At 70.8% G+C, this 19,022-nt stretch carries 18 protein-coding genes; 5 read left to right on the forward strand and 13 right to left on the reverse strand.

Going from position 1 to position 19,022, the window contains the following annotated elements:
* Positions 1–59 precede the first annotated feature (59 nt).
* Positions 60–1,247 carry an MFS transporter gene (locus ACWGPF_RS13405; RefSeq protein ID WP_452333268.1) on the reverse strand — a complete coding sequence of 396 codons (1,188 nt, stop codon included), beginning with the start codon at positions 1,245–1,247 and terminating at the stop codon, positions 60–62.
* Positions 1,248–1,322: 75 nt separating this feature from the next.
* Here ACWGPF_RS13405 and ACWGPF_RS13410 point away from each other — a divergent pair, with 75 nt between their 5' ends.
* Positions 1,323–1,871 (forward strand): TetR/AcrR family transcriptional regulator, encoded by a 549-nt coding sequence (locus tag ACWGPF_RS13410; RefSeq protein ID WP_452333269.1) that lies wholly within the window; start codon positions 1,323–1,325, stop codon positions 1,869–1,871.
* Between the two features lie 274 nt (positions 1,872–2,145).
* Here the strand turns inward: ACWGPF_RS13410 and ACWGPF_RS13415 are convergent, their stop codons facing one another.
* From ACWGPF_RS13415 to guaB, 7 genes are all read right to left on the reverse strand, one after another.
* A complete protein-coding gene (locus tag ACWGPF_RS13415; RefSeq protein WP_452333270.1) occupies positions 2,146–3,423 on the reverse strand; it encodes an alpha/beta fold hydrolase in 1,278 nt (425 codons plus the stop codon).
* Positions 3,424–3,500: 77 nt separating this feature from the next.
* Positions 3,501–5,078 carry a glutamine-hydrolyzing GMP synthase gene (gene guaA / locus ACWGPF_RS13420; RefSeq protein WP_452333271.1) on the reverse strand — a complete coding sequence of 526 codons (1,578 nt, stop codon included), beginning with the start codon at positions 5,076–5,078 and terminating at the stop codon, positions 3,501–3,503.
* Positions 5,075–5,584: a DUF3817 domain-containing protein gene (locus ACWGPF_RS13425; RefSeq protein WP_452333272.1), complete on the reverse strand. Its 510-nt coding sequence runs from the start codon at positions 5,582–5,584 to the stop codon at positions 5,075–5,077. Before ACWGPF_RS13425 ends, guaA begins: the two co-directional genes overlap by 4 nt.
* Before the next feature lie 75 nt (positions 5,585–5,659).
* Positions 5,660–6,559, reverse strand: a complete 900-nt coding sequence (locus ACWGPF_RS13430; RefSeq protein WP_452333273.1) for an SURF1 family cytochrome oxidase biogenesis protein — start codon at positions 6,557–6,559, stop codon at positions 5,660–5,662.
* Positions 6,559–7,677: a GuaB3 family IMP dehydrogenase-related protein gene (locus ACWGPF_RS13435; protein WP_452333274.1), complete on the reverse strand. Its 1,119-nt coding sequence runs from the start codon at positions 7,675–7,677 to the stop codon at positions 6,559–6,561. The genes ACWGPF_RS13430 and ACWGPF_RS13435 overlap by 1 nt, the downstream gene beginning before the upstream one ends.
* 37 nt (positions 7,678–7,714) lie before the next feature.
* Positions 7,715–7,993, reverse strand: coding sequence for a DUF2277 domain-containing protein (locus ACWGPF_RS13440; protein ID WP_452333275.1), 279 nt, complete (start codon positions 7,991–7,993; stop codon positions 7,715–7,717).
* Between the two features lie 76 nt (positions 7,994–8,069).
* A complete protein-coding gene (guaB, locus tag ACWGPF_RS13445) occupies positions 8,070–9,572 on the reverse strand; it encodes an IMP dehydrogenase (RefSeq protein WP_345439424.1) in 1,503 nt (500 codons plus the stop codon).
* 212 nt (positions 9,573–9,784) lie between these two features.
* Between guaB and ACWGPF_RS13450 the strand changes: the two genes are divergently transcribed.
* The 4 genes from ACWGPF_RS13450 to ACWGPF_RS13465 are packed head-to-tail and all read left to right on the forward strand — an operon-like array spanning position 9,785 to position 13,817.
* Positions 9,785–11,113, forward strand: a complete 1,329-nt coding sequence (locus ACWGPF_RS13450) for an ABC transporter permease subunit (protein WP_452333276.1) — start codon at positions 9,785–9,787, stop codon at positions 11,111–11,113.
* A 10-nt stretch (positions 11,114–11,123) separates the two neighbouring features.
* Positions 11,124–12,104 carry a branched-chain amino acid ABC transporter permease gene (locus ACWGPF_RS13455; RefSeq protein ID WP_452333277.1) on the forward strand — a complete coding sequence of 327 codons (981 nt, stop codon included), beginning with the start codon at positions 11,124–11,126 and terminating at the stop codon, positions 12,102–12,104.
* A gap of 43 nt (positions 12,105–12,147) precedes the next feature.
* Entirely contained in the window at positions 12,148–13,086 is a 939-nt protein-coding gene (locus ACWGPF_RS13460; protein WP_452333284.1) for an ABC transporter ATP-binding protein, read from the forward strand.
* A complete protein-coding gene (locus ACWGPF_RS13465; protein ID WP_452333278.1) occupies positions 13,083–13,817 on the forward strand; it encodes an ABC transporter ATP-binding protein in 735 nt (244 codons plus the stop codon). Before ACWGPF_RS13460 ends, ACWGPF_RS13465 begins: the two co-directional genes overlap by 4 nt.
* Positions 13,818–13,868: 51 nt before the next feature.
* On the opposite strand, the gene ACWGPF_RS13470 is transcribed toward ACWGPF_RS13465, so the two are convergent.
* The 5 genes from ACWGPF_RS13470 to rarD form a co-directional block, all read right to left on the reverse strand.
* Positions 13,869–14,726: a metal ABC transporter permease gene (locus ACWGPF_RS13470; RefSeq protein WP_452333279.1), complete on the reverse strand. Its 858-nt coding sequence runs from the start codon at positions 14,724–14,726 to the stop codon at positions 13,869–13,871.
* On the reverse strand, positions 14,723–15,466 hold the full coding sequence (locus ACWGPF_RS13475; protein WP_452333280.1) for a metal ABC transporter ATP-binding protein: 744 nt from the start codon (positions 15,464–15,466) through the stop codon (positions 14,723–14,725). The genes ACWGPF_RS13470 and ACWGPF_RS13475 overlap by 4 nt, the downstream gene beginning before the upstream one ends.
* Positions 15,463–16,365 carry a metal ABC transporter substrate-binding protein gene (locus tag ACWGPF_RS13480; protein ID WP_452333281.1) on the reverse strand — a complete coding sequence of 301 codons (903 nt, stop codon included), beginning with the start codon at positions 16,363–16,365 and terminating at the stop codon, positions 15,463–15,465. The genes ACWGPF_RS13475 and ACWGPF_RS13480 overlap by 4 nt, the downstream gene beginning before the upstream one ends.
* A 108-nt stretch (positions 16,366–16,473) precedes the next feature.
* Complete coding sequence (locus ACWGPF_RS13485) at positions 16,474–17,763, reverse strand: ABC transporter substrate-binding protein (protein ID WP_452333282.1); 1,290 nt, start codon at positions 17,761–17,763, stop codon at positions 16,474–16,476.
* A 204-nt stretch (positions 17,764–17,967) separates the two neighbouring features.
* On the reverse strand, positions 17,968–18,909 hold the full coding sequence (gene rarD, locus ACWGPF_RS13490; RefSeq protein WP_452333283.1) for an EamA family transporter RarD: 942 nt from the start codon (positions 18,907–18,909) through the stop codon (positions 17,968–17,970).
* Between the last annotated feature and the right edge of the window lie 113 nt (positions 18,910–19,022).

A 19,022-nucleotide genomic window follows, 5' to 3' on the forward strand; every position in this document is an offset into this window, starting at 1 on the left:
CGCGCGCCGCCGCCCGTACAGGGCCTTCCGCCGACGGCAGAACGCGACCGCCATCCGCCTCAGGCGCGCCGCCGCCCGAGCACGCCCGACAGCACGACGATGACGACGCCCGCGATCGGCACGATGAGCAGACTGACACGCAGATCGGTCGCGTCGGAGACCGCGCCGATCACGAGCGGCGAGATGAGGAAGCCGAGGCGCATGAGCCACGTCACGACGGTGAGCCCGGTCCCCGGACGCAGGCCGGGCAGCTCGTCGGCCGTGTGCATGGCCGCGGGGATGAGCGTGGCCACGCCGAATCCCGCCGCCGCGAAGCCGATGAGCGTCGCCGGCACGGTCGGGAACGCGAGCGCGACACCCATGCCGACCGCGACGAGGACGCCGCCGGCGACCGCGACGAGCCGCTGCCCGAACCGGTCCGTCAGCGCGTCACCGACGAGACGTCCGACGAACTGGAACCCGATGAGGGCGATGTACCCCGTCGCGGCGAGAGCGGCGGGGGCGCCGAGCGAGTCGCGCATGTACAGCGTCGCCCACGACGACCCCACGTCCTCCACGATCGTCGCCGCGATCGAGATCGCGGCGAGCCCCGCCATGGCGAGCACGACGCGCGGTGCCGCGCGTCCGACGACCGAAACCGCCTCCTCGACCGACGCCTCGCCGGACTCCTCGTCGGGGCCGGGCAGGCACATCCGCAGCGCGACGATCGCCGTCCCTGCGAACAGCGCTCCCGTGATCGCGAGGTGCACACCGAGCGGCAGGCCGAGCGCGATCGCGCCCGCCGACATGAATCCGCCCGTGACGGCCCCGAGCGACCAGATCGCATGGAAGCCGTTGATGATCGAGCGCCCGTAGCGCTTCTGCACGCGCAGACCGTGCGCGTTCTGCGCGACGTCGGTGACGGAGTCGAGCAGACCCACGGTGAACAGCGCGAGCGTGAAGACGACCGGCAGCGGAGCGAGCCCGACCCCGAGCATCGCCGCCGCGAGCAGGATGGTGCCTGTCACGGCGAGGCGGCCCGAGCCCATCCGCCGGATGAGCGAGCCCGCAGCGAGCCCCGACAGCAGCGCACCGACCGGCATCGCCGCGATCGAGATGCCGTAGAGGGTGTCGCTGAGGCCCAGCGCCTCCTTGATCTCGGGGAAGCGCGGGATGACGTTGGCGTAGATCGCGCCGTTCGTGAAGAACAGGGCCGACACCGCGAAGCGCGCGCGACGCGCTTCGCGGGAGGGGACGGGGGTGTTCACGGTGCTCCTGATTCGTCCGTGTCGCGGGAGGACACGGATGTGTACGATCGTACGCCATCGGATAGAGTCGCCCCCATGGCCTCACCCCGACGCGACGACCCCGGGCGTCGCGACCGCATCATCGACGCGTGCCTCGACGTCATCGCCGAGGTCGGCGTCGCGGGCACGTCGCACCGCCGGGTCGCCGCCGCCGCCGACGTGCCGCTGGGGTCGATGACCTACCACTTCACCGGGATGGCCGAGCTGCTGCACGAGGCGCTCTCGCGCTTCGCACACACCGTCAGCGACGGCTTCGAAGAGCGGATGGCCGCGGCACGCGACCGCGACGAGGCGGTCGACGCCGTCGTGGCGATCATCGCCGACGACCTCTTCGACAGCAGCCGCTCGCTCGTGCTCACGCACGAGATCTACACCCTCGCCGCGCGCGACGAGGCCTTCCGCACACTCACCGAGGCATGGATGGCACGCAGCCGGGCCGCGCTCGAGCGGCACTTCGACCCCGTCATGACCCGCGTGCTCGACGCGCTCATCGAGGGCGTCACCATCCACCGCGCACTCGATCGCGGCCCGACGTTCGACCGCGCCGCCGTGCGCGACGCCGTGCTGCGCGTCGTCGGGCGCTGACGCCGGGACACGACGCAGGAGATCCGGGCCCGGCAACGGCGGCAGCGCCGGAATTCGCGGCGGTGGCCCCCTTCGCACCGGAAGAACTCCTGCGTCGTGTCCGGTGCAGCGCCCGCAACCGGCCACGTCCCCCTCAACCGACCGGACCGCACCCGCGGACACAGTGCAGGAGATCCGGCCGCCCGCCGGCGGTGGCTCCCGTCATCCCGGGTCTCCCCTCACCCGGCAGCGGTGGAACTCCTGCACTGTGTCCGGTCAGGCGGCGGGCCGGCCCTCAGTCGAGCGGGCCGCCCTCTGCCACGACGCGGTCGATGAGGGCGCGCACGATCCGCGGATCCTGGCGCAGCCCGTCGTGCTCGTACTCGTTCGTCACCCACAGGTGCGTGTTCGGCACGCGGCGCACGGTCTCCTCGGCCTGGCCGAAGTCGACGTACATGTCGTCGTAGTACATGGCTGCTGCGAGGGGCACCTCGTTCCGCGCGAGCCGCGCGGCGTCGTACAGGCGCGGATGGTCGACCCGCTCGGCGAGGGCGTGCGCGGCGTCGCGGAAGGGGCGCAGCGACGCGATCTCGTCGTACATCCAGGGGAAGAACATCTCCCCCGTGAACGGCACAGGGGCATCCGTCGCCGCGAAGCCGCCGAGCTCCGCGCGCACCCGGTGCGCGGCCCATGCCGTCGCGCCGTCGCCATCGGCGTAGATCTCCTCCTGCAGCAGCGCGTAGAGCGGGTTGCCCCAGTACTGCGTGAGGTCGTCGACGGCGGCGAGGAAGTGGTCACTGAGGCGCCCTGGCGCCGAGAACGCCTCGTCGAAGAGCCAGTGGACGCGCTCGAAGCCGGGCTTCATCCCGAAGTCGATGCCGATGGTCTGCAGCCGACGGGCCGTGAGGCGGTCGCCGCTCGGGAGCCGGACATCGTCGTTCTCCAGCACGTCGATCACGGCGGCGACGGTCGCTGCGTCCTGCGGGTACCGGCGGTAGAACTCCGCCGTCTTCGCCGCGACACGCGGCAGCGTGCGCCGGTAGACCTCGTCGGCGTCCGGCTCGATCGACGTCAGGCCGCCCGTGACGTACGACGCCGCGAGCGCCTCGGGGTGGAACGACAGGTATGTGAGCGTCAGGAAGCCGCCGTAACTCTGCCCGAGCGTCTGCCAGCGGATGCCGCCGAATACCGTGTGCCGCAGGTGCTCGAGGTCGGCCACGATCTGCCCGGCACGGAAGAACCGGATGTACGCGGCCGCCTCGTCCGCGCCCATCCCCGCGATCGATGCGCGCTCGACGCGGGTCGATCGCCCCGTGCCCCGCTGGTCGAGCAGCAGCAGCCGGTGGGTCTTCAGCGCCTCGTCGACCCAGTCGGCGCCCGGCAGGGGGCGCGGGCCCTTGCCGCCGGGCCCGCCCTGCAGGTAGACGAGCACGGGGGCATCCTGCCGATCGACGTGGGCGACCTCGCGCGCGAACACCTCGATCGTGCGGCCGCCGTCGGGCGCCGCCCAATCGAGCGGGACGACGACGGTGTGGTCGCGGATGACGCGGTCGCGCATGCGGTACGAGGTCATCCGTCCATTCTCTCGCGCCGCACGAGACGGCGAAGGCCGCCGCTGCGGATGCAGCGACGGCCCTCAGCGCGGCGGGATCACTCCCACTCGATGGTCCCCGGGGGCTTCGACGTGACGTCGAGCACGACCCGGTTGACCTCGCGCACCTCGTTCGTGATGCGGTTGGAGATCTTCGACAGCACGTCGTACGGCAGGCGCGTCCAGTCGGCGGTCATGGCGTCCTCGCTCGAGACGGGCCGCAGCACGATCGGATGGCCGTACGTGCGGCCGTCCCCCTGTACGCCGACCGAGCGCACGTCGGCGAGCAGCACGACGGGGCACTGCCAGATGACGCCGTCGAGACCCGCGGCGCTCAGCTCCTCGCGCGCGATGGCGTCGGCGTCACGCAGGATCTCGAGACGGTCAGCGGTGACCTCGCCCACGATGCGGATGCCGAGGCCGGGCCCCGGAAACGGCTGGCGGCCGACGATCGCCTCGGGGAGGCCGAGCTCGCGGCCGATCGCACGCACCTCGTCCTTGAACAGGGTGCGGAGCGGCTCGATGAGGGCGAAGTCGAGGTCGTCGGGCAGGCCGCCGACGTTGTGGTGGCTCTTGATGTTCGCCGTTCCGGCTCCGCCGCCCGACTCCACGACGTCGGGGTAGAGCGTGCCCTGCACGAGGAACTTGATGGGCTCGCCCTCGGCCTTCGCCTCCTCGACGAGCTCGCGCTGCACCTTCTCGAACGCGCGGATGAACTCGCGGCCGATGATCTTGCGCTTCTGCTCGGGGTCGGTGACGCCCTCGAGATGCCCGAGGAAGGTCTCGGCGGCGTCGACCGTGATGAGGCGCACGCCCGTCGACGCGACGTAGTCCTGCTCGACCTGCTCGCGCTCGCCCTTGCGGAGGAGCCCGTGGTCGACGAAGACGGCCGTCAGCTGGTCGCCGATCGCGCGGTGCACGAGGGCGGTCGAGACGGCCGAGTCGACTCCGCCCGAGAGCGCGGAGATGACGCGCGCCGAGCCGACCTGCTCGCGGATGCGCGCGACCTGCTCCTCGATGACGTTGCCGCTGTTCCAGTCGGCGGGAAGACCCGCGGCCCTGTGGAGGAAGTTCTCCAGCACCTTCTGGCCGAAGTCGGAGTGCTTCACCTCGGGGTGCCACTGCACGCCGTAGAAGCAGCGCTCGTCGCTGCCGAACGCCGCCACGGGGGTCGCGGCGGTGGCTGCGAGCACCTGGAAGCCCTCCGGCGCCTTCGAGACCTGGTCGCCGTGGCTCATCCACACGTTCTGCTCGGCGGGCTGGCCGCCGAGGAGGATGCCGCCGTCGCCGACGAGCGCGGCGTCGGTCGCCCCGTACTCGCGCAGGCCCGTGTGCGCGACCTCGCCGCCGAGCGCCTGCGCCATGACCTGGAAGCCGTAGCAGATGCCGAGGGTGGGGATGCCGAGGTCGAAGACCTTCGTGTCGAGGGAGGGCGCACCGGGCTCGTAGACCGACGACGGACCACCCGAGAGGATGATCGCGACCGGGTTCTTCTCAGCGACCTCGGCCGCCGTGATGGTGTGCGGCACGAGCTCGCTGAAGACGCCGGCCTCGCGCACGCGACGCGCGATGAGCTGCGCGTACTGCGCACCGAAGTCGACGACGAGGACGGGGCGCGCAGCGGTGTCTGCGCTCATCGGGGGACCTCCTGAGTGGGAGCGGGAGAGGGGTCGGATGCGGCCTTGGCTGCCTTCTTCTCGGCGGCGCTGTCCTCGCGCTGGGCGAGGTAGCGCTTCACGTCGCGGGCGACGTAGTACTCCATGAAGAACGACAGGAACGGCACGACGCCGCCGCCGGCGAGCAGGATGAAGCGCCAGAACGCCCAGCGCATGAGGCTCCACACGCGGAAGCAGGCGAAGAGGTACACGACGTAGAACCATCCGTGCACGATGAGGATGCCGAGCGAGAGGTTCACGCCGTCGCCCGTCGAGACGAGTTCTCCCGTCGGGCTCGGCACCACCTCGCGGAAGGCGAAGACCCCCTGCGAGTCGAGGAAGAACAGCTCGACGGCGAGGGGGGTGTACTTCAGCACCATCTCGGCGCACAGGAGCAGCAGCCCGACGCCCGTGATGACGGAGCAGACCTGGTAGAAGCGGAGCGCCCGGCGGATCTGGGGGAACGTGGCGATCCGCGGTTGTGGCATGCTCCCCATTCTACGGGGCCGTCGGCTGGCGGTTCGCCGGATGGCCGCGGCCGGGATGGCGTCTGACGCCCGGCCTCACGCCTCGTCGGGGTCGACGCCCTGGAGCTCTTCCAGCTCGCGCTCCCAGGCGTCCTTCGCGAGGCGGTACCAGAGGTAGAACGAGAACGCCGCGAAGATCGCCCACTCGGCCGCGTAGAACAGGTTGAGCCAGTTCACGGGGCTGCCGATCTCGGGCGCCGGCGACGTGATGGCCGAGAGGTCGGTCTCGACGAGACCCGCGACGGGGTCGTCCGACGTGAGGTACTGCCGGTACACGTCGATGGGCTCGCCGTCGATCTCGGTGTCGTGCCACAGCGACAACAGCGCGGCCGGCGACATCCGCGTCTGGGCGAACACGTCGTCGCCGGTCGGGAGCGTCGGTCCCTCGTCCGAGATGAGGCGACCGGACAGGTCGGTGGGCTCCCAGTCGGCGACGTGCCGCAGGCTCGGCGGGACGTAGCGGGCTTCCGCGGCTTCGTCGAGGGCTGCTGCGGCGGCGTCCGCCTCCTCGCGTGTCGCCGTCCATCCCAGTGCGACGGCGATCGAGCGGGCCTCGGGGTACGCCGCGACGGCGAACTGCCCCGTCACCCAGTAGCCTTCGACGCCCTCGTCGTAGCGCGACGACACGACGATGAAGTCGCCGGGGACCCACTGCCCCTCGAGCGCGACCTTCTGTCCGACGAGCGACTCGTCGAGGTACTCGCCCGGCTGCACGACGTCGTCGAGCGGTCGGACGACCTCGGTCGCCCCCGCCTCGGGCGGGTCGGTGTCGATGGCCCGCGCGAGCTGCCACTGCAGCAGCCACGAGAACACGCCGGCGACCACGAGGCACAGCACGAGCATCGCGATCCACCGGGGTCGCAGCATGACCTCGCGCAGGGTCGGAGGGAAGACCTGCTCGTCGGCGGGGGCGGCGGATGGCGCGGGATCGGCCATCAGTGGACGGGGTTCACCACGACGTCGACGCGCTGGAACTCCTTCAGGTCGGAGTAGCCCGTCGTCGCCATCGACTTGCGCAGCGCGCCGACGAGGTTCGCAGTGCCGTCCGCCACGAGCGCGGGCCCGTACAGGATCTCCTCGAGCGTGCCGACCGGATCGACCTTGACGCGGTGTCCGCGCGGCAGCTTCGCGTGATGCGCCTCGGGCCCCCAGTGGTATCCGTTGCCGGGGGCGTCGGTCGCGCGTGCGAGCGCGACCCCGAGCATGACGGCGTCGGCGCCCATCGCGAGCGCCTTCACGATGTCGCCGGAGGTGCCGACACCGCCGTCGGCGATGACGTGCACGTAGCGTCCGCCCGACTCGTCGAGGTAGTCGCGGCGGGCGCCCGCCACATCGGCCACGGCGGTCGCCATGGGCGTCGACACCCCGAGGGTCGCACGCGTCGTCGAGGCTGCTCCCCCGCCGAAGCCGACGAGCACGCCTGCCGCGCCCGTGCGCATGAGGTGGAGCGCCGCGGTGTACGTGCCGACGCCGCCGACGATGACGGGGACGTCGAGCTCGTAGATGAACTCCTTGAGGTTCAGCGGCTCCGCGACGCTCGAGACGTGCTCGGCGGACACCGTCGTGCCGCGGATGACGAACAGATCGACTCCGGCTGCCACCACCGTCTCCGAGAGCTCCTGCGTGCGCTGCGGCGACAGGGCGCCGGCGACGGTCACGCCGGCCTCGCGGATCTCCGCCAGGCGCTGCGTGATGAGCGCGGGCTTGATGGGCTCGGCGTACAGCGCCTGCATGCGCGCCGTCGCCGACCGGTCGGGCAGCGAGGCGATCTCGGCGAGGAGCGGCTCGGGGTTCTCGTAGCGCGTCCAGAGCCCCTCGAGGTCGAGCACCCCGAGCCCGCCGAGGCGGCCGAGCGCGATGGCGGTCTGCGGGCTGATGACGGAGTCCATGGGAGCCCCCACGACCGGCACGTCGAACGCGTAGGCGTCGATCGCCCACGAGGTCGACACGTCCTCGGGGTTGCGCGTGCGCCGCGAGGGCACGACGGCGATGTCGTCGAACGTGTAGGCGGGTCGGCCCCGCTTGCCGCGGCCCAGCTCGATGTCACTGCTCACCCGATCAGCCTACCCTCACGGGCCGACGGGCCCGGGGTCAGGCGGCGCTGTAGCGTCCCGAGCGGATGGCCCTCGCCCGCGCCTTCTCGGCCTCCTCCTCGCGGTTCTTGGGAGGGGCGGAGGTCGTCAGCGCGTCGAGGAGATGCTGCGTGGCGTGCGCGATCGCGTGCACGGCCTCGCCGAAGGCCTCCTCGTTCGCCCTCGACGGCTTCGTCGTGCCGGCGATCTTGCGGACGTACTGGAGGGCGGCCGCGTGCACCTCGTCGGAGGTCGCCGCCGGCTCGAAGTTGTGGAGCGTGTGGATGTTCCGGCACATGTCCCGCACGATACGCCGCTCGCCGGACAGCGGGAAGGGCCTCCGGGACGGTGTCCCCGAGGCCCTTCCCGTGCCCTCAGCGCTTGTAGTTCGGCGCCTCGACGACGATCTGCACGTCGTGGGGGTGCGACTCCTTGAGCCCGGCCGAGGTGATCCGCACGAACTTGCCGCGCGCCTTCAGCTCCTCGATCGTGCGGGCGCCGACATAGAACATCGACTGGCGCAGGCCGCCCGTGAGCTGGTAGACGACGGCCGAGAGCGGACCACGGTAGGGCACCTGCCCCTCGATGCCCTCGGGGATGAGCTTGTCGTCGCTCGGCACGTCTGCCTGGAAGTAGCGGTCCTTCGAGTACGAGGTCTGCTTGCCGCGCGTCTGCATGGCGCCGAGCGAGCCCATCCCGCGGTACTGCTTGAACTGCTTGCCGGCCTGGAAGACGATCTCGCCCGGCGACTCCTCCGTGCCGGCGAGCAGGGAGCCGAGCATCACGGTGTCGGCGCCGGCGACGAGAGCCTTCGCGATGTCCCCCGAGTACTGCAGCCCGCCGTCGGCGATGACGGGCACGTCGGCCGCGCGTGCGGCGAGCGACGCCTCGTAGATGGCGGTGACCTGGGGCACGCCGACGCCCGCCACGACGCGGGTGGTGCAGATCGAGCCGGGCCCGACGCCGACCTTGACGGCGTCGACGCCCGCGTCGATCAGCGCCTGGGCGCCTTCGCGCGTGGCGATGTTGCCGCCCACGACGTCGATGTGGGCGAACGAGGGGTCGGCCTTGAGCCGGCGCACGATGTCGATGACGCCCTGCGACTGGCCGTTGGCGGTGTCGACGACGAGCACGTCGACGCCGGCGTCGCGCAGCGCCTCGGCGCGCTCCCACGCGTCGCCGAAGAAGCCGATCGCGGCGCCCACGCGGAGGCGGCCCTGCTCGTCCTTCGTCGCGAGGGGGTACTTCTCGCTCTTGTCGAAGTCCTTGATCGTGATGAGGCCGCCGAGACGGCCGTCCTCGTCGATGAGCGGGAGCTTCTCGACGCGGTGCTCCGCGAACAGCGCGATGACCTGCTCCGCCGCGATGCCGACGGGGCCCGTGACGAGCCCGTCCTTGGTCATGACGTCGGCCACGCGCGTGACGGGGCGCTGGATCTCGGACACGAAGCGCATGTCGCGGTTGGTGATGATGCCGACGAGGCGGTCGTCCTCGTCGACGACGGGCAGGCCGGAGATGCGGTACTTCGCGCACAGCGCGTCGACCTCGGCCACGGTCGCGTCGGGCGTCGTCGTGATGGGGTCGGTGATCATGCCCGACTCGCTGCGCTTCACGCGGTCGACGGCGGTCGCCTGATCGGCGATCGACAGGTTGCGGTGCAGGATGCCGATGCCGCCCTGGCGAGCGAGGGCGATGGCCATCCGCGCCTCGGTCACGGTGTCCATGGCGCTCGACAGGAGCGGGATCGCGACCCGGATGCGGCGTGTGAGGCGCGACGACGTGTCCGCCTCGCTGGGGATGACGTCGGTGTGCCCCGGAAGGAGCAGGACGTCGTCGTAGGTCAGTCCTACGAAGCCGAACGGGTCGTGATCTGTCATCTGGGGTGTCTCCTGCCGACGCGATGAGGGCTGCTCCGGGTACGGGAGAGGGTCGCCATCCCGTGGAGAGATTCTATCGGCGCGCCGGAGGCCCGGCGTCGTGTCCCTCACATGGCACACACAGGAAACGGCGGCGACACATTAGGGTCTTAGCGTCGGACACCGATGTCCGGCGAACCGACCGACGGCATCGGTGCCGACCCGGAGGACCCATGAAGCACAACTTCGTCCGACGGAGGCGGGCTCGTCTCGGCGCACTCACCGCGCTGGCAGCCATCGCCTCCGCCCTCTTCCTCGCTCTGACGGCGCCATCCGCCGCCCATGCGGCCGAGGGCGACCCCTACACGATCAGCGGGAACGTCCAGCTCGACGGGGAGCCGCTGGAAGGCGTCGTCCTCGTGGTCGACGGCGCCGGCGGCGAGCAGGAGGTGGAGACCGACGCCGACGGCCGCTGGCAGGTGAAGGTGCCGGAGAAGGGCGTCGACTACACCGTCACGCTCGACGAGGAGACCCTCCCCGAGGGCATCGCGGTCGTGGAGGACACCGACGGCGACGGCGAGCCGAACGTCACCACCTCGGAGATGGGGCAGGGCGGGCGCCTCACGTTCAACTTCTTCATCGGAGAGGGAGAGCGCAACGTCACCGGCTTCTTCGATCAGTTCGTCCAGCGCCTCGTGCAGGGCCTGAACTTCGGCCTGATGCTCGGGCTCGCGTCGGTCGGCGTCTCGCTCGTGTACGGCACGACGCGCCTGTCGAACTTCGCGCATGCCGAGATGGTCACCTTCGGCTCGATCGCCGCGCTCGTGCTCGTCGGCCCCGCCTCCCTCGCCCTTCCGGTGTGGGTCGGCATCCCGATCGCCGTCATCCTGAGCGGCGTGCTGGGCTTCGTGCTCGACTGGATCATCTGGCGCCCGCTGCGGCGCCGCGGGGTGGGCACGGTGCAGCTCATGATCCTGTCGATCGGCCTGTCGCTCGCGCTGCGGTACGTCTTCCAGTTCTTCATCGGCGGCGGCACGCAGCAGCTGCCGCCCATGGCGGCCACCGACCGCATCCCGCTCTTCGGCGCCGTCGGGCTCAGCGTCACCGAGATGGTGTCGATGGCGATCGCGGTCGTCGTCATCGTCGCCTTCGCGGTGTGGCTCACCTACAGCCGCATCGGCAAGGCGACGAGGGCCATCTCGGACAACCCGTCGCTCGCCGCGGCCTCGGGCATCGACGTCGACCACGTCGTGCGCATCGTGTGGATCGTGTCCGGAGCGCTCGCGGGCCTCGCCGGCGTCCTCTACGCGTACTATCGGCCCGGCATCCGCTGGGACATGGGCGCGCAGGTGCTGCTGCTCGTGTTCGCGGCCGTCACCCTGGGCGGTCTCGGAACGGCGTACGGCGCCCTCGTCGGCTCGATCATCATCGGGCTCCTCGTGGAGGTGTCGAGCCTGTGGATCCCGGCCGACCTCCGCTTCGTCGGCGCGCTCGTCGTGCTCATCCTCATCCTCCTCGTCCGGCCGCAGGGAATCCTGGGCCGGCGAGAGCGAATCGGCTAAGGGGGCTGTCGTGAACTGGTTGCAGATCCTCGACAACACGCTGTCGTCCATCATCAGCCCCGCGACGCTGGGCTACGCCCTCGCGGCGCTGGGCCTCGCCATCCACTTCGGGTACGCGGGCCTCATCAACATGGGCATCGCCGGATTCATGGCACTGGGCGCCTACGGATACGCGATCTCCGTGCTCACCTTCGGCCTGCCGTGGTGGGTCGCCGCGCTCATCGGCCTCGGCGCCGCGGCGCTGTTCGCCCTCATCCTCGGCATCCCGACGCTGCGCCTGCGCGGCGACTACCTCGCAATCGCGACGATCGCGGCCGCCGAGGTCGTGCGCCTCCTGTTCCTCACCACCGCCTTCGAGGACGTCACGGGCTCCGCCGACGGCCTGAGCGGCTACCACGGCAGCTTCCGGTCGTCCAACCCGCTGCCGGACGGCACCTACGGCTTCGGCCCGTGGACCTACAACGAGACCGGATGGTGGGTCCGCATCATGGGCCTCGTGACCCTCGGCATCGCCGCGCTCGCGGTGTGGATGCTCACGCGCAGCCCGTGGGGACGCGTCATGAAGGGCATCCGGGAGGACGAGGACGCCATCCGCGCCCTCGGCAAGAACGTCTTCTCGTACAAGATGCAGTCGCTCGTGCTGGGCGGCGTGCTCGCCGCGGCCGGAGGCGTCGTCTACGCGCTCCCGTCGGCGGTCAACCCCGGCGTCTACGTGACGTCGCTCACGTTCTTCGTCTGGACGGCGCTCCTCCTCGGCGGCGCCGCCACGGTCTTCGGACCGCTGCTGGGATCCCTCATCTTCTGGGTGATCCAGACGTTCCTGTCGAACGTCCTCCCGGCGCTCGTCGACGCCGGGCTCCTGCCGTTCATGTCGTCCGTCCAGGCCGGCACGCTGCGGTTCATCCTCGTGGGCGTCGCGCTCATGCTGCTCGTCGTGTTCATGCCGCAGGGCATCCTCGGCAACAAGAAGGAGCTGACCTTTGTCCGATAACGCTCCCGCCACCGCCCCGGTCGCGCGCCCGAAGACCACCGGCCTGCACACGGGCGACGCCGCGCCCGGCTGCGCCAAGGTCGACCCGATCATCGTCGCGGACGGCGTCACCCGCTCGTTCGGGGGCATCACGGCCGTCGACGTCGCCCATCTCGAGATCCCGCGCGGCGCGATCACGGCCCTCATCGGCCCGAACGGCGCCGGCAAGACGACGCTCTTCAACCTGCTGACCGGGTTCGACAAGCCCGACGAGGGCACCTGGTCGTTCGACGGCCGGTCGCTGTCGGGCGTGCCGGCCCACCGCGTGGCGCGGATGGGGCTCGTGCGCACCTTCCAGCTCACGAAGGCGCTCGGACTCCTCACCGTGATGGACAACATGAAGCTCGGCCAGAAGGGGCAGGTCGGCGAGCGCTTCTGGTCGAGCCTCATCCCCGCGCTCTGGCGCGCGCAGGACACCGGCATCGAGGACCGCGCGTTCGAGCTGCTGCGCAAGTTCAAGCTCGATGCGAAGAAGGACGACTTCGCCGCATCGCTGTCGGGCGGGCAGCGCAAGCTCCTCGAGATGGCGCGGGCGCTCATGACGGAGCCGACGCTCGTCATGCTCGACGAGCCCATGGCGGGCGTGAACCCGGCGCTCACGCAGTCGCTCCTCGAGCACATCCTCGACCTCAAGGACGAGGGCATGACGGTGCTCTTCGTCGAGCACGACATGCACATGGTGCGCCACATCGCCGACTGGGTCGTGGTGATGGCCGAGGGACGGGTAGTGGCGGAGGGCGCGCCCGACGACGTGATGCGCGACCCCGCCGTCGTCGACGCCTACCTCGGCGCGCACCAGGAGCTCGACCTCGGGGTCGTGACGGGGCGCATCCCCGTCGTCGACGCCGACCCCACGACCGACGCCGCGGCATCCGCGTCCGTCGCAGAGACCGATCTGACCGCCGAGGGCCTCGCCGAGGCCGACGAGGAGGACCGCGCATGACCGGGAACGAGGCCGATCTCGTCGTCTCCGTCGAGGACGTGCACGCCGGCTACCTGCCGGGCGTGAACATCCTGAACGGATGCTCGCTGCAGGCCTACCAAGGTGAGCTCATCGGCATCATCGGCCCCAACGGCGCCGGCAAGTCGACGCTGCTGAAGGCGATCTTCGGGCAGGTGAACGTGCGCTCGGGGGCCATCCGCCTCGCCGGCGACGAGATCACGAACCTCAAGGCCGACCGGCTCGTCGCACGCGGCGTCGGGTTCATCCCCCAGACGAACAACGTGTTCCCGTCGCTCACGATCGCCGAGAACCTGCAGATGGGGGCCTACCAGAAGCCGAAGATGTACGCCGAGCGCGTCGACTTCGTCACGTCGGTGTTCCCCGACCTCGCCAAGCGCCTCGGCCAGCGCGCCGGCGGCCTGTCGGGCGGCGAGCGGCAGATGGTCGCGATGGGGCGCGCGCTCATGATGGACCCCAAGGTGCTGCTGCTCGACGAGCCGTCGGCCGGTCTGTCGCCGGTCCGCCAGGACGAGGCGTTCATCCGCGTCTCCGAGATCAACCGCGCCGGGGTGACCTGCATCATGGTCGAGCAGAACGCCCGCCGCTGCCTGCAGATCTGCGACCGCGGCTACGTGCTCGACCAGGGGCGCGACGCGTACACGGGCACGGGCAGGGAACTGCTCGGCGACCCGAAGGTCACGCAGCTCTACCTCGGCACGCTCGGCGTCTGAGCGGATGGCCGGGGCGGCGCCCCGGCCATCCGCACCTCTGGTCCGATCCCGTCACGCACGTGCGCGCCTGCGGAAGACCCGCTGCCCGATCACTCCGTGGGCGGGGGCGAACAGGTAGACGAGCGTGAACAGCACCCCCTGGACGAGAATCACGAGCGCACCCGAGGCCGCGTCGAGCCAGTAGCTCAGGTATATGCCGATCACGGAACATGCCGCCGACAGCGTCGGTGCGATGACGAGCATCCGCCCGAAGCGGTCGGTCAGCAGGTGCGCGGTCGCCCCCGGGATGATGAGCATCGCGACGACGAGGATGACGCCGACCACCTGCAGCGCCACGACGGCCGTGAGCGCCAGCACGCCGAGCAGGACGGCCCCGAGCAGGCGCGGAGACAGGCCGATCGCGAAGGCGTGCGTCGGGTCGAAGGCGTAGAGCGTGAGGTCGCGGCGCTTCACGAGCAGCACGGCGAGCGCGACGGCGGCGAGCACCGCGATCTGCAGCAGGTCGCCGTCGGATACCCCGAGGATGTTGCCGAAGATGATGTGATTCAGGTCGGTCTGGCTCGGCGTGACGGAGATGAGAGCGAGGCCGAGCGCGAACAGCGTCGTGAACACGATGCCGATCGCGGCATCCTCCTTCACCCGGCTGGTGTCGCGCAGCAGGCCGATGAGCGCGACCGCGAGCAGCCCGAACACGAGGGCGCCGAGGGCGAACGGCGCGCCGACGATGTAGGCGATGACGACGCCCGGGAGCACGGCGTGCGACACCGCGTCGCCCATGAGCGACCATCCCACGAGCACGAGCCAGCACGACAGCAGGGCGCACACGACGGCGGCGACGGCGGTGGCGACGAGCGCCCGGACCATGAAGTCGTACTGCAGCGGCTCCAGCAGCAGATCGAGGATGGTCATGCCACGTCCTCCAGGCCGAAGGCGCGGGCGAGGTTCGCCGGCTCGAGCGCCTCCGCGACCGTTCCGTGGAACAGCGGGCGGCGCAGCAGCAGTACGGCGTCGTCGGCGAGCTGCGGAAGCGCATGCAGGTCGTGCGTGGACACGAGTACGGCGCATCCGTCCCCCGCGAGCTCGCGGAGCAGGCGCACGATCGTCGCCTCCGAGCGCTTGTCGACGCCCGCGAACGGCTCGTCGAGCAGCAGGACCCGCGCTCCGGCGCTCTGCCCCGCGAACTGGGCGATGCCACGGGCGACGAACGCGCGCTTGCGCTGGCCGCCGGACAGCTGCCCGATCTGGCGGTCGGCGAGATCGACGAGGTCGACGCGCGCGAGCGCCTCCTCGACGGCTGACCGGTCGCTCGCGCGCGGCCGGCGCGTGAGCCCCTGGCGTCCGTAGCGCCCCATCATGACGACGTCCCGCACCGAGACGGGGAAGGCCCAGTCGACGTCCTCGCTCTGCGGGACGTACCCCACGACGCCGGATCGGCGCGCCGCCGCAGGCGTTCCCCCGTCGATGCGCACGGTGCCCGCGTCCGGCCGGACGAGCCCGAGGACGCTCTTGAACAGGGTCGACTTGCCCGATCCGTTCATCCCGATGAGCGCCGTGACGCGCCCCGCCTCGACCGTGAGGGAGGCGTCGTCGAGGGCGAGGACTTCGCGATAGCGGACGGTCACGCCGTCGACCTCGATCGCCGGCTTCACGAGGTCAGCCCGGCCACGATGGCCTCCGCGTCGTAGCGGAGGAGATCGAGGTACGTCGGCACGGGGCCATCCGCCTCCGAGAGCGAGTCGACGTAGAGCACACCGCCGTAGGCCGCGTCCGTCGCGTCGACGACCTGCAGCATCGGCTTGTCGGAGACCGTCGACTCGCAGAACACCGCGGGCACCGAGGCGGTGTCGACGAACTCGATCGCGGCGGCGATCTGCTGCGGCGTCGCCTGCTGCTCGGCGTTCACGGGCCAGATGTACGCCTCCTCGAGACCCGCGTCGCGGGCGAGGTAGGAGAACGCTCCCTCGCAGGTCACGAGCGCGCGCTGGGCCGTGGGGAGCGCCTCCAGCTCCGTCACGAGCTCGTCGTGCACCGCCTGCAGCTCGGCGGCGTACGCGGCTCCGTTCGCCGCGTAGTCGTCGGCGTGCTCGGGATCGAGCTCGGCGAACGCATCGACCATGTTCTCGACGTAGACGAGGGCGTTGAGGGGACTCATCCACGCGTGCGGGTTCGGAGTGCCCGCGTATGCGTCGCCCGCGATGTCGATGGGGTCGACTCCGTCCGACACCACGACGTGGGGGACGTCGACGGACTCGACGAACTGCGAGAACCACGCCTCGAGGTTCAGGCCGTTGTCGAGGATGAGGTCGGCGTCGGCGGCCCGGCGGATGTCGCCGGGGGTCGGCTCGTAGCCGTGGATCTCGGCACCGGCCTTCGTGATCGACTCGACGCGCAGGTGCTCCCCCGCGACGTTCTCGGCCATGTCGGCGAGGACGGTGAAGGTCGTGAGCACCACGGGACGCCCGTCGTCGCCGTCGTCCGCCGCGCTGCACCCCGACAGCACGGCCACGGCCGCGGCGAGGGCCGCGGCCTTCACGAGATTTTTCGGCATGCCGAAAACGTAGCTTTTCGGGTCGCCGAAAACAACTCGGGCGAGGCGGCTCGGGCACGGCCGAGGCCCCGCCTCCCGAGACGGGAGACGGGGCCTCGGAGCGGGTGATCAGCCCTCGAACGGGACGTACGTGTTGTCGTCCTGGTACTGGTAGATGTTGATCATGCCCTCGGTCGGGTCGCCCACATCGTCGAACGTGACGGGGCTCGAGACGCCGTCGTAGTCGGCAGTGCCGCCGTCGAGGATGATGTCGGCGCAGTCGGCGAACGTCTCGCACTTCTCGCCGTCGCCCGATCCGCCCGAGACCTCCTGCAGCTTCGCCGCGATGTCCGCCGGATCGGTCGACCCCGCGGCGAGCGCCGCGAGCGCGATGAGGTTCGTCGCGTCGTACGACTCCGGCGCGTAGGTGTAGTCGCTCAGCGCCTCGGTGCCCGACTCCTCCACGAACGCGTCGAGGCCGTCGACGAAGTCCTGCACCTGAGCCGGGGTGGGGCCGGGGTACGTGCCGAGCGCGCCCGCGAGCGTGCCGGGCTCGAAGTCCTCGGAGTAGTTCGCGAGATTGCCGTCGACGAAGAAGAGGTTCTCGGCGGGGTAGCCCGCGTCCACGAGGTTCGGCACGATGACCTTCGCCTCGTCGAACGTGATGAGCGCGATGGCGTCGGGGTCCTCGGCCGTCACCTCGGCGATCTGCGAGTCGAACGTGGTGTCGCCCGGGTTGAAGGTCGAGCTCGCGACGACCTCGCCGCCGGCCGCCTCGAACGCCTCGGTGACGTACCCGGCGAGGCCCGTGCCGTACGAGTCGTTGAGCACGATGAGGCCGAGCGTCTGATGCCCCTGCTCGGCGATGAAGTTGCCGAGCACGTCGCCCTGCAGCACGTCGGAGGGCGCCGTGCGGAAGTAGAGCCCGTCGTCCTCGTACGTCGTGAACGCGTCGGACGTGTTCGCCGGCGAGAACTGGATCACGCCCGCGCCGACGACCTGGTCGATGAACTGGAGCGAGACGCCGGACGAGGCCGCGCCGATGATGGCCGACACGTTCTCGCTGAGCAGGCGGGGGATCTCGGTCTCGTACGCCTTGTTGTCGAGGTCGCCGGAGTCGCCGTGCACGACCTCCAGGTCGAGGCCGCTCGTCTCGGTGTACTCGTTGATGAGCGACTGGGCGTAGTTGACGCCCGCGATCTCGGGCGGGCCGAGGAACGCGAGCGAGCCCGTCACCGGCAGAGCCGTTCCGATCTTGAGCGCGAGGTCTCCTCCGACCTCGGCGCTCGAATCCGTCGTCTCCTCGGGTTCCTCCGACGCGGTGGTGTCGCCGCCGCCGGAGGCGCAGCCGGCGAGCACGAGCGCCGTCGCCCCTGCCAACGCGGCGAAGCCCGTGAGAGCCTTCCTGGATCGAACCATGGGATGGGTCCTTTCTCGGTGATCCGGAGATCGGGTGGTAGCGGTGGGTGCCCCGCGACTGTGCGCGGCACGCTACCGATGCATTGCTACGAGGGTGTTTCGGTTTCCGCTCACAGGCGATACCCAGTGAGGCATCGCGACGCAATCGTTACCTGAGCGCCCTCGATCGGCTCTGCTCATCCTCCGAGCCGGACGTCCTCCGTGTCAGGCGATGGGCTCCGCGACGGTGCGACGGCTGCGGCGCGCGTGGCGCACCATGTCGACCGTGAGCACGACGAGCGCGACCCACACGATCGCGAAGCCGATCCAGCGCTCGACCGGCATGGGCTCGTGCAGGACGACGACGCCGCACAGGAACTGCAGGATCGGCGCGATGAACTGCAGCAGCCCGACGGTCGTGAGCGACACGCGCCGCGCTCCTGCCGCGAAGAGCAGCAGCGGGATGGCCGTCGCCACGCCCGCGAGCGACAGCAGGATCGTGTGCCCGACGCTCACCTGGCCGTACGTGAGCCCCGTCGTCGCGGCCACGACGACGAGCTGCACGACCGCGATCGGCGCGAGCCACATCGTCTCGAGCGCGAGGCCGCTCACGGCGTCGACCGCGCCGCCGATGCGGTTCTTCACGAGGCCGTAAACGCCGAACGACGCCGTCAGGATGAGCGAGATCCACGGCACGGATCCGTAAGCCACGACGATGACGATGACCGCGACGGCCGCGATGCCGATCGCCGCCCACTGCGCAGGGCGGACGCGCTCGTGCAGCACGAGCACGGCGAGGAGCACGGTCGTGATCGGGTTGATGAAGTAGCCGAGGCTCGACTCGACGACGTGCCCCGTCTGCGTCGCGATGAGGAACGCCTGCCAGTTGACGTAGATGAGGAGCCCCGCGACCGCCGTCCAGAGCGCGAGCCGCGGATTCCGCAGCACGGCGACCATCCGCCCCCAGCCCCTCATGACCGTGAGGAGGAGCGCACAGAAGACGAGCGAGAGGAGCACGCGCAGCGCGACGACCTCCCACGGGCCCGTCGGCTTGAGCCAGACGAAGTAGAGCGGGAGCACTCCCCAGAGCAGGTACGCGCTGAAGCCGTATCCCGTGCCCAGGGCCCGTTCGCGATCCGAGGGGACGAGGGAGGGGGAGCTGCTCACCCGATCAGGCTATCCCTGCGCGGCGGTCCGCCGGCCGCGGGCGGCGGACGGGTGCCGCCGGAATCCTGCCAACCGCGGCGCGCCGGGCCCGGCCGCGGACGGCGGAAGGGCCC

It is taken from the genome of Microbacterium sp. NPDC055683 (assembly GCF_053617895.1).

Bases quoted from the DNA above. Each gene is read 5' to 3' on its own strand.
- ACWGPF_RS13425 (WP_452333272.1), bottom strand. From the start codon at position 5,584: ATGCCACAACCGCGGATCGCCACGTTCCCCCAGATCCGCCGGGCGCTC.
- ACWGPF_RS13450 (WP_452333276.1), top strand. From the start codon at position 9,785: ATGAAGCACAACTTCGTCCGACGGAGGCGGGCTCGTCTCGGCGCACTC.
- ACWGPF_RS13485 (WP_452333282.1), bottom strand. From the start codon at position 17,763: ATGGTTCGATCCAGGAAGGCTCTCACGGGCTTCGCCGCGTTGGCAGGG.
- ACWGPF_RS13480 (WP_452333281.1), bottom strand. From the start codon at position 16,365: ATGCCGAAAAATCTCGTGAAGGCCGCGGCCCTCGCCGCGGCCGTGGCC.
- ACWGPF_RS13410 (WP_452333269.1), top strand. From the start codon at position 1,323: ATGGCCTCACCCCGACGCGACGACCCCGGGCGTCGCGACCGCATCATC.
- guaA (WP_452333271.1), bottom strand. From the start codon at position 5,078: ATGAGCGCAGACACCGCTGCGCGCCCCGTCCTCGTCGTCGACTTCGGT.
- guaB (WP_345439424.1), bottom strand. From the start codon at position 9,572: ATGACAGATCACGACCCGTTCGGCTTCGTAGGACTGACCTACGACGAC.
- ACWGPF_RS13470 (WP_452333279.1), bottom strand. From the start codon at position 14,726: ATGACCATCCTCGATCTGCTGCTGGAGCCGCTGCAGTACGACTTCATG.
- ACWGPF_RS13440 (WP_452333275.1), bottom strand. From the start codon at position 7,993: ATGTGCCGGAACATCCACACGCTCCACAACTTCGAGCCGGCGGCGACC.
- ACWGPF_RS13465 (WP_452333278.1), top strand. From the start codon at position 13,083: ATGACCGGGAACGAGGCCGATCTCGTCGTCTCCGTCGAGGACGTGCAC.
- ACWGPF_RS13430 (WP_452333273.1), bottom strand. From the start codon at position 6,559: ATGGCCGATCCCGCGCCATCCGCCGCCCCCGCCGACGAGCAGGTCTTC.
- ACWGPF_RS13415 (WP_452333270.1), bottom strand. From the start codon at position 3,423: ATGACCTCGTACCGCATGCGCGACCGCGTCATCCGCGACCACACCGTC.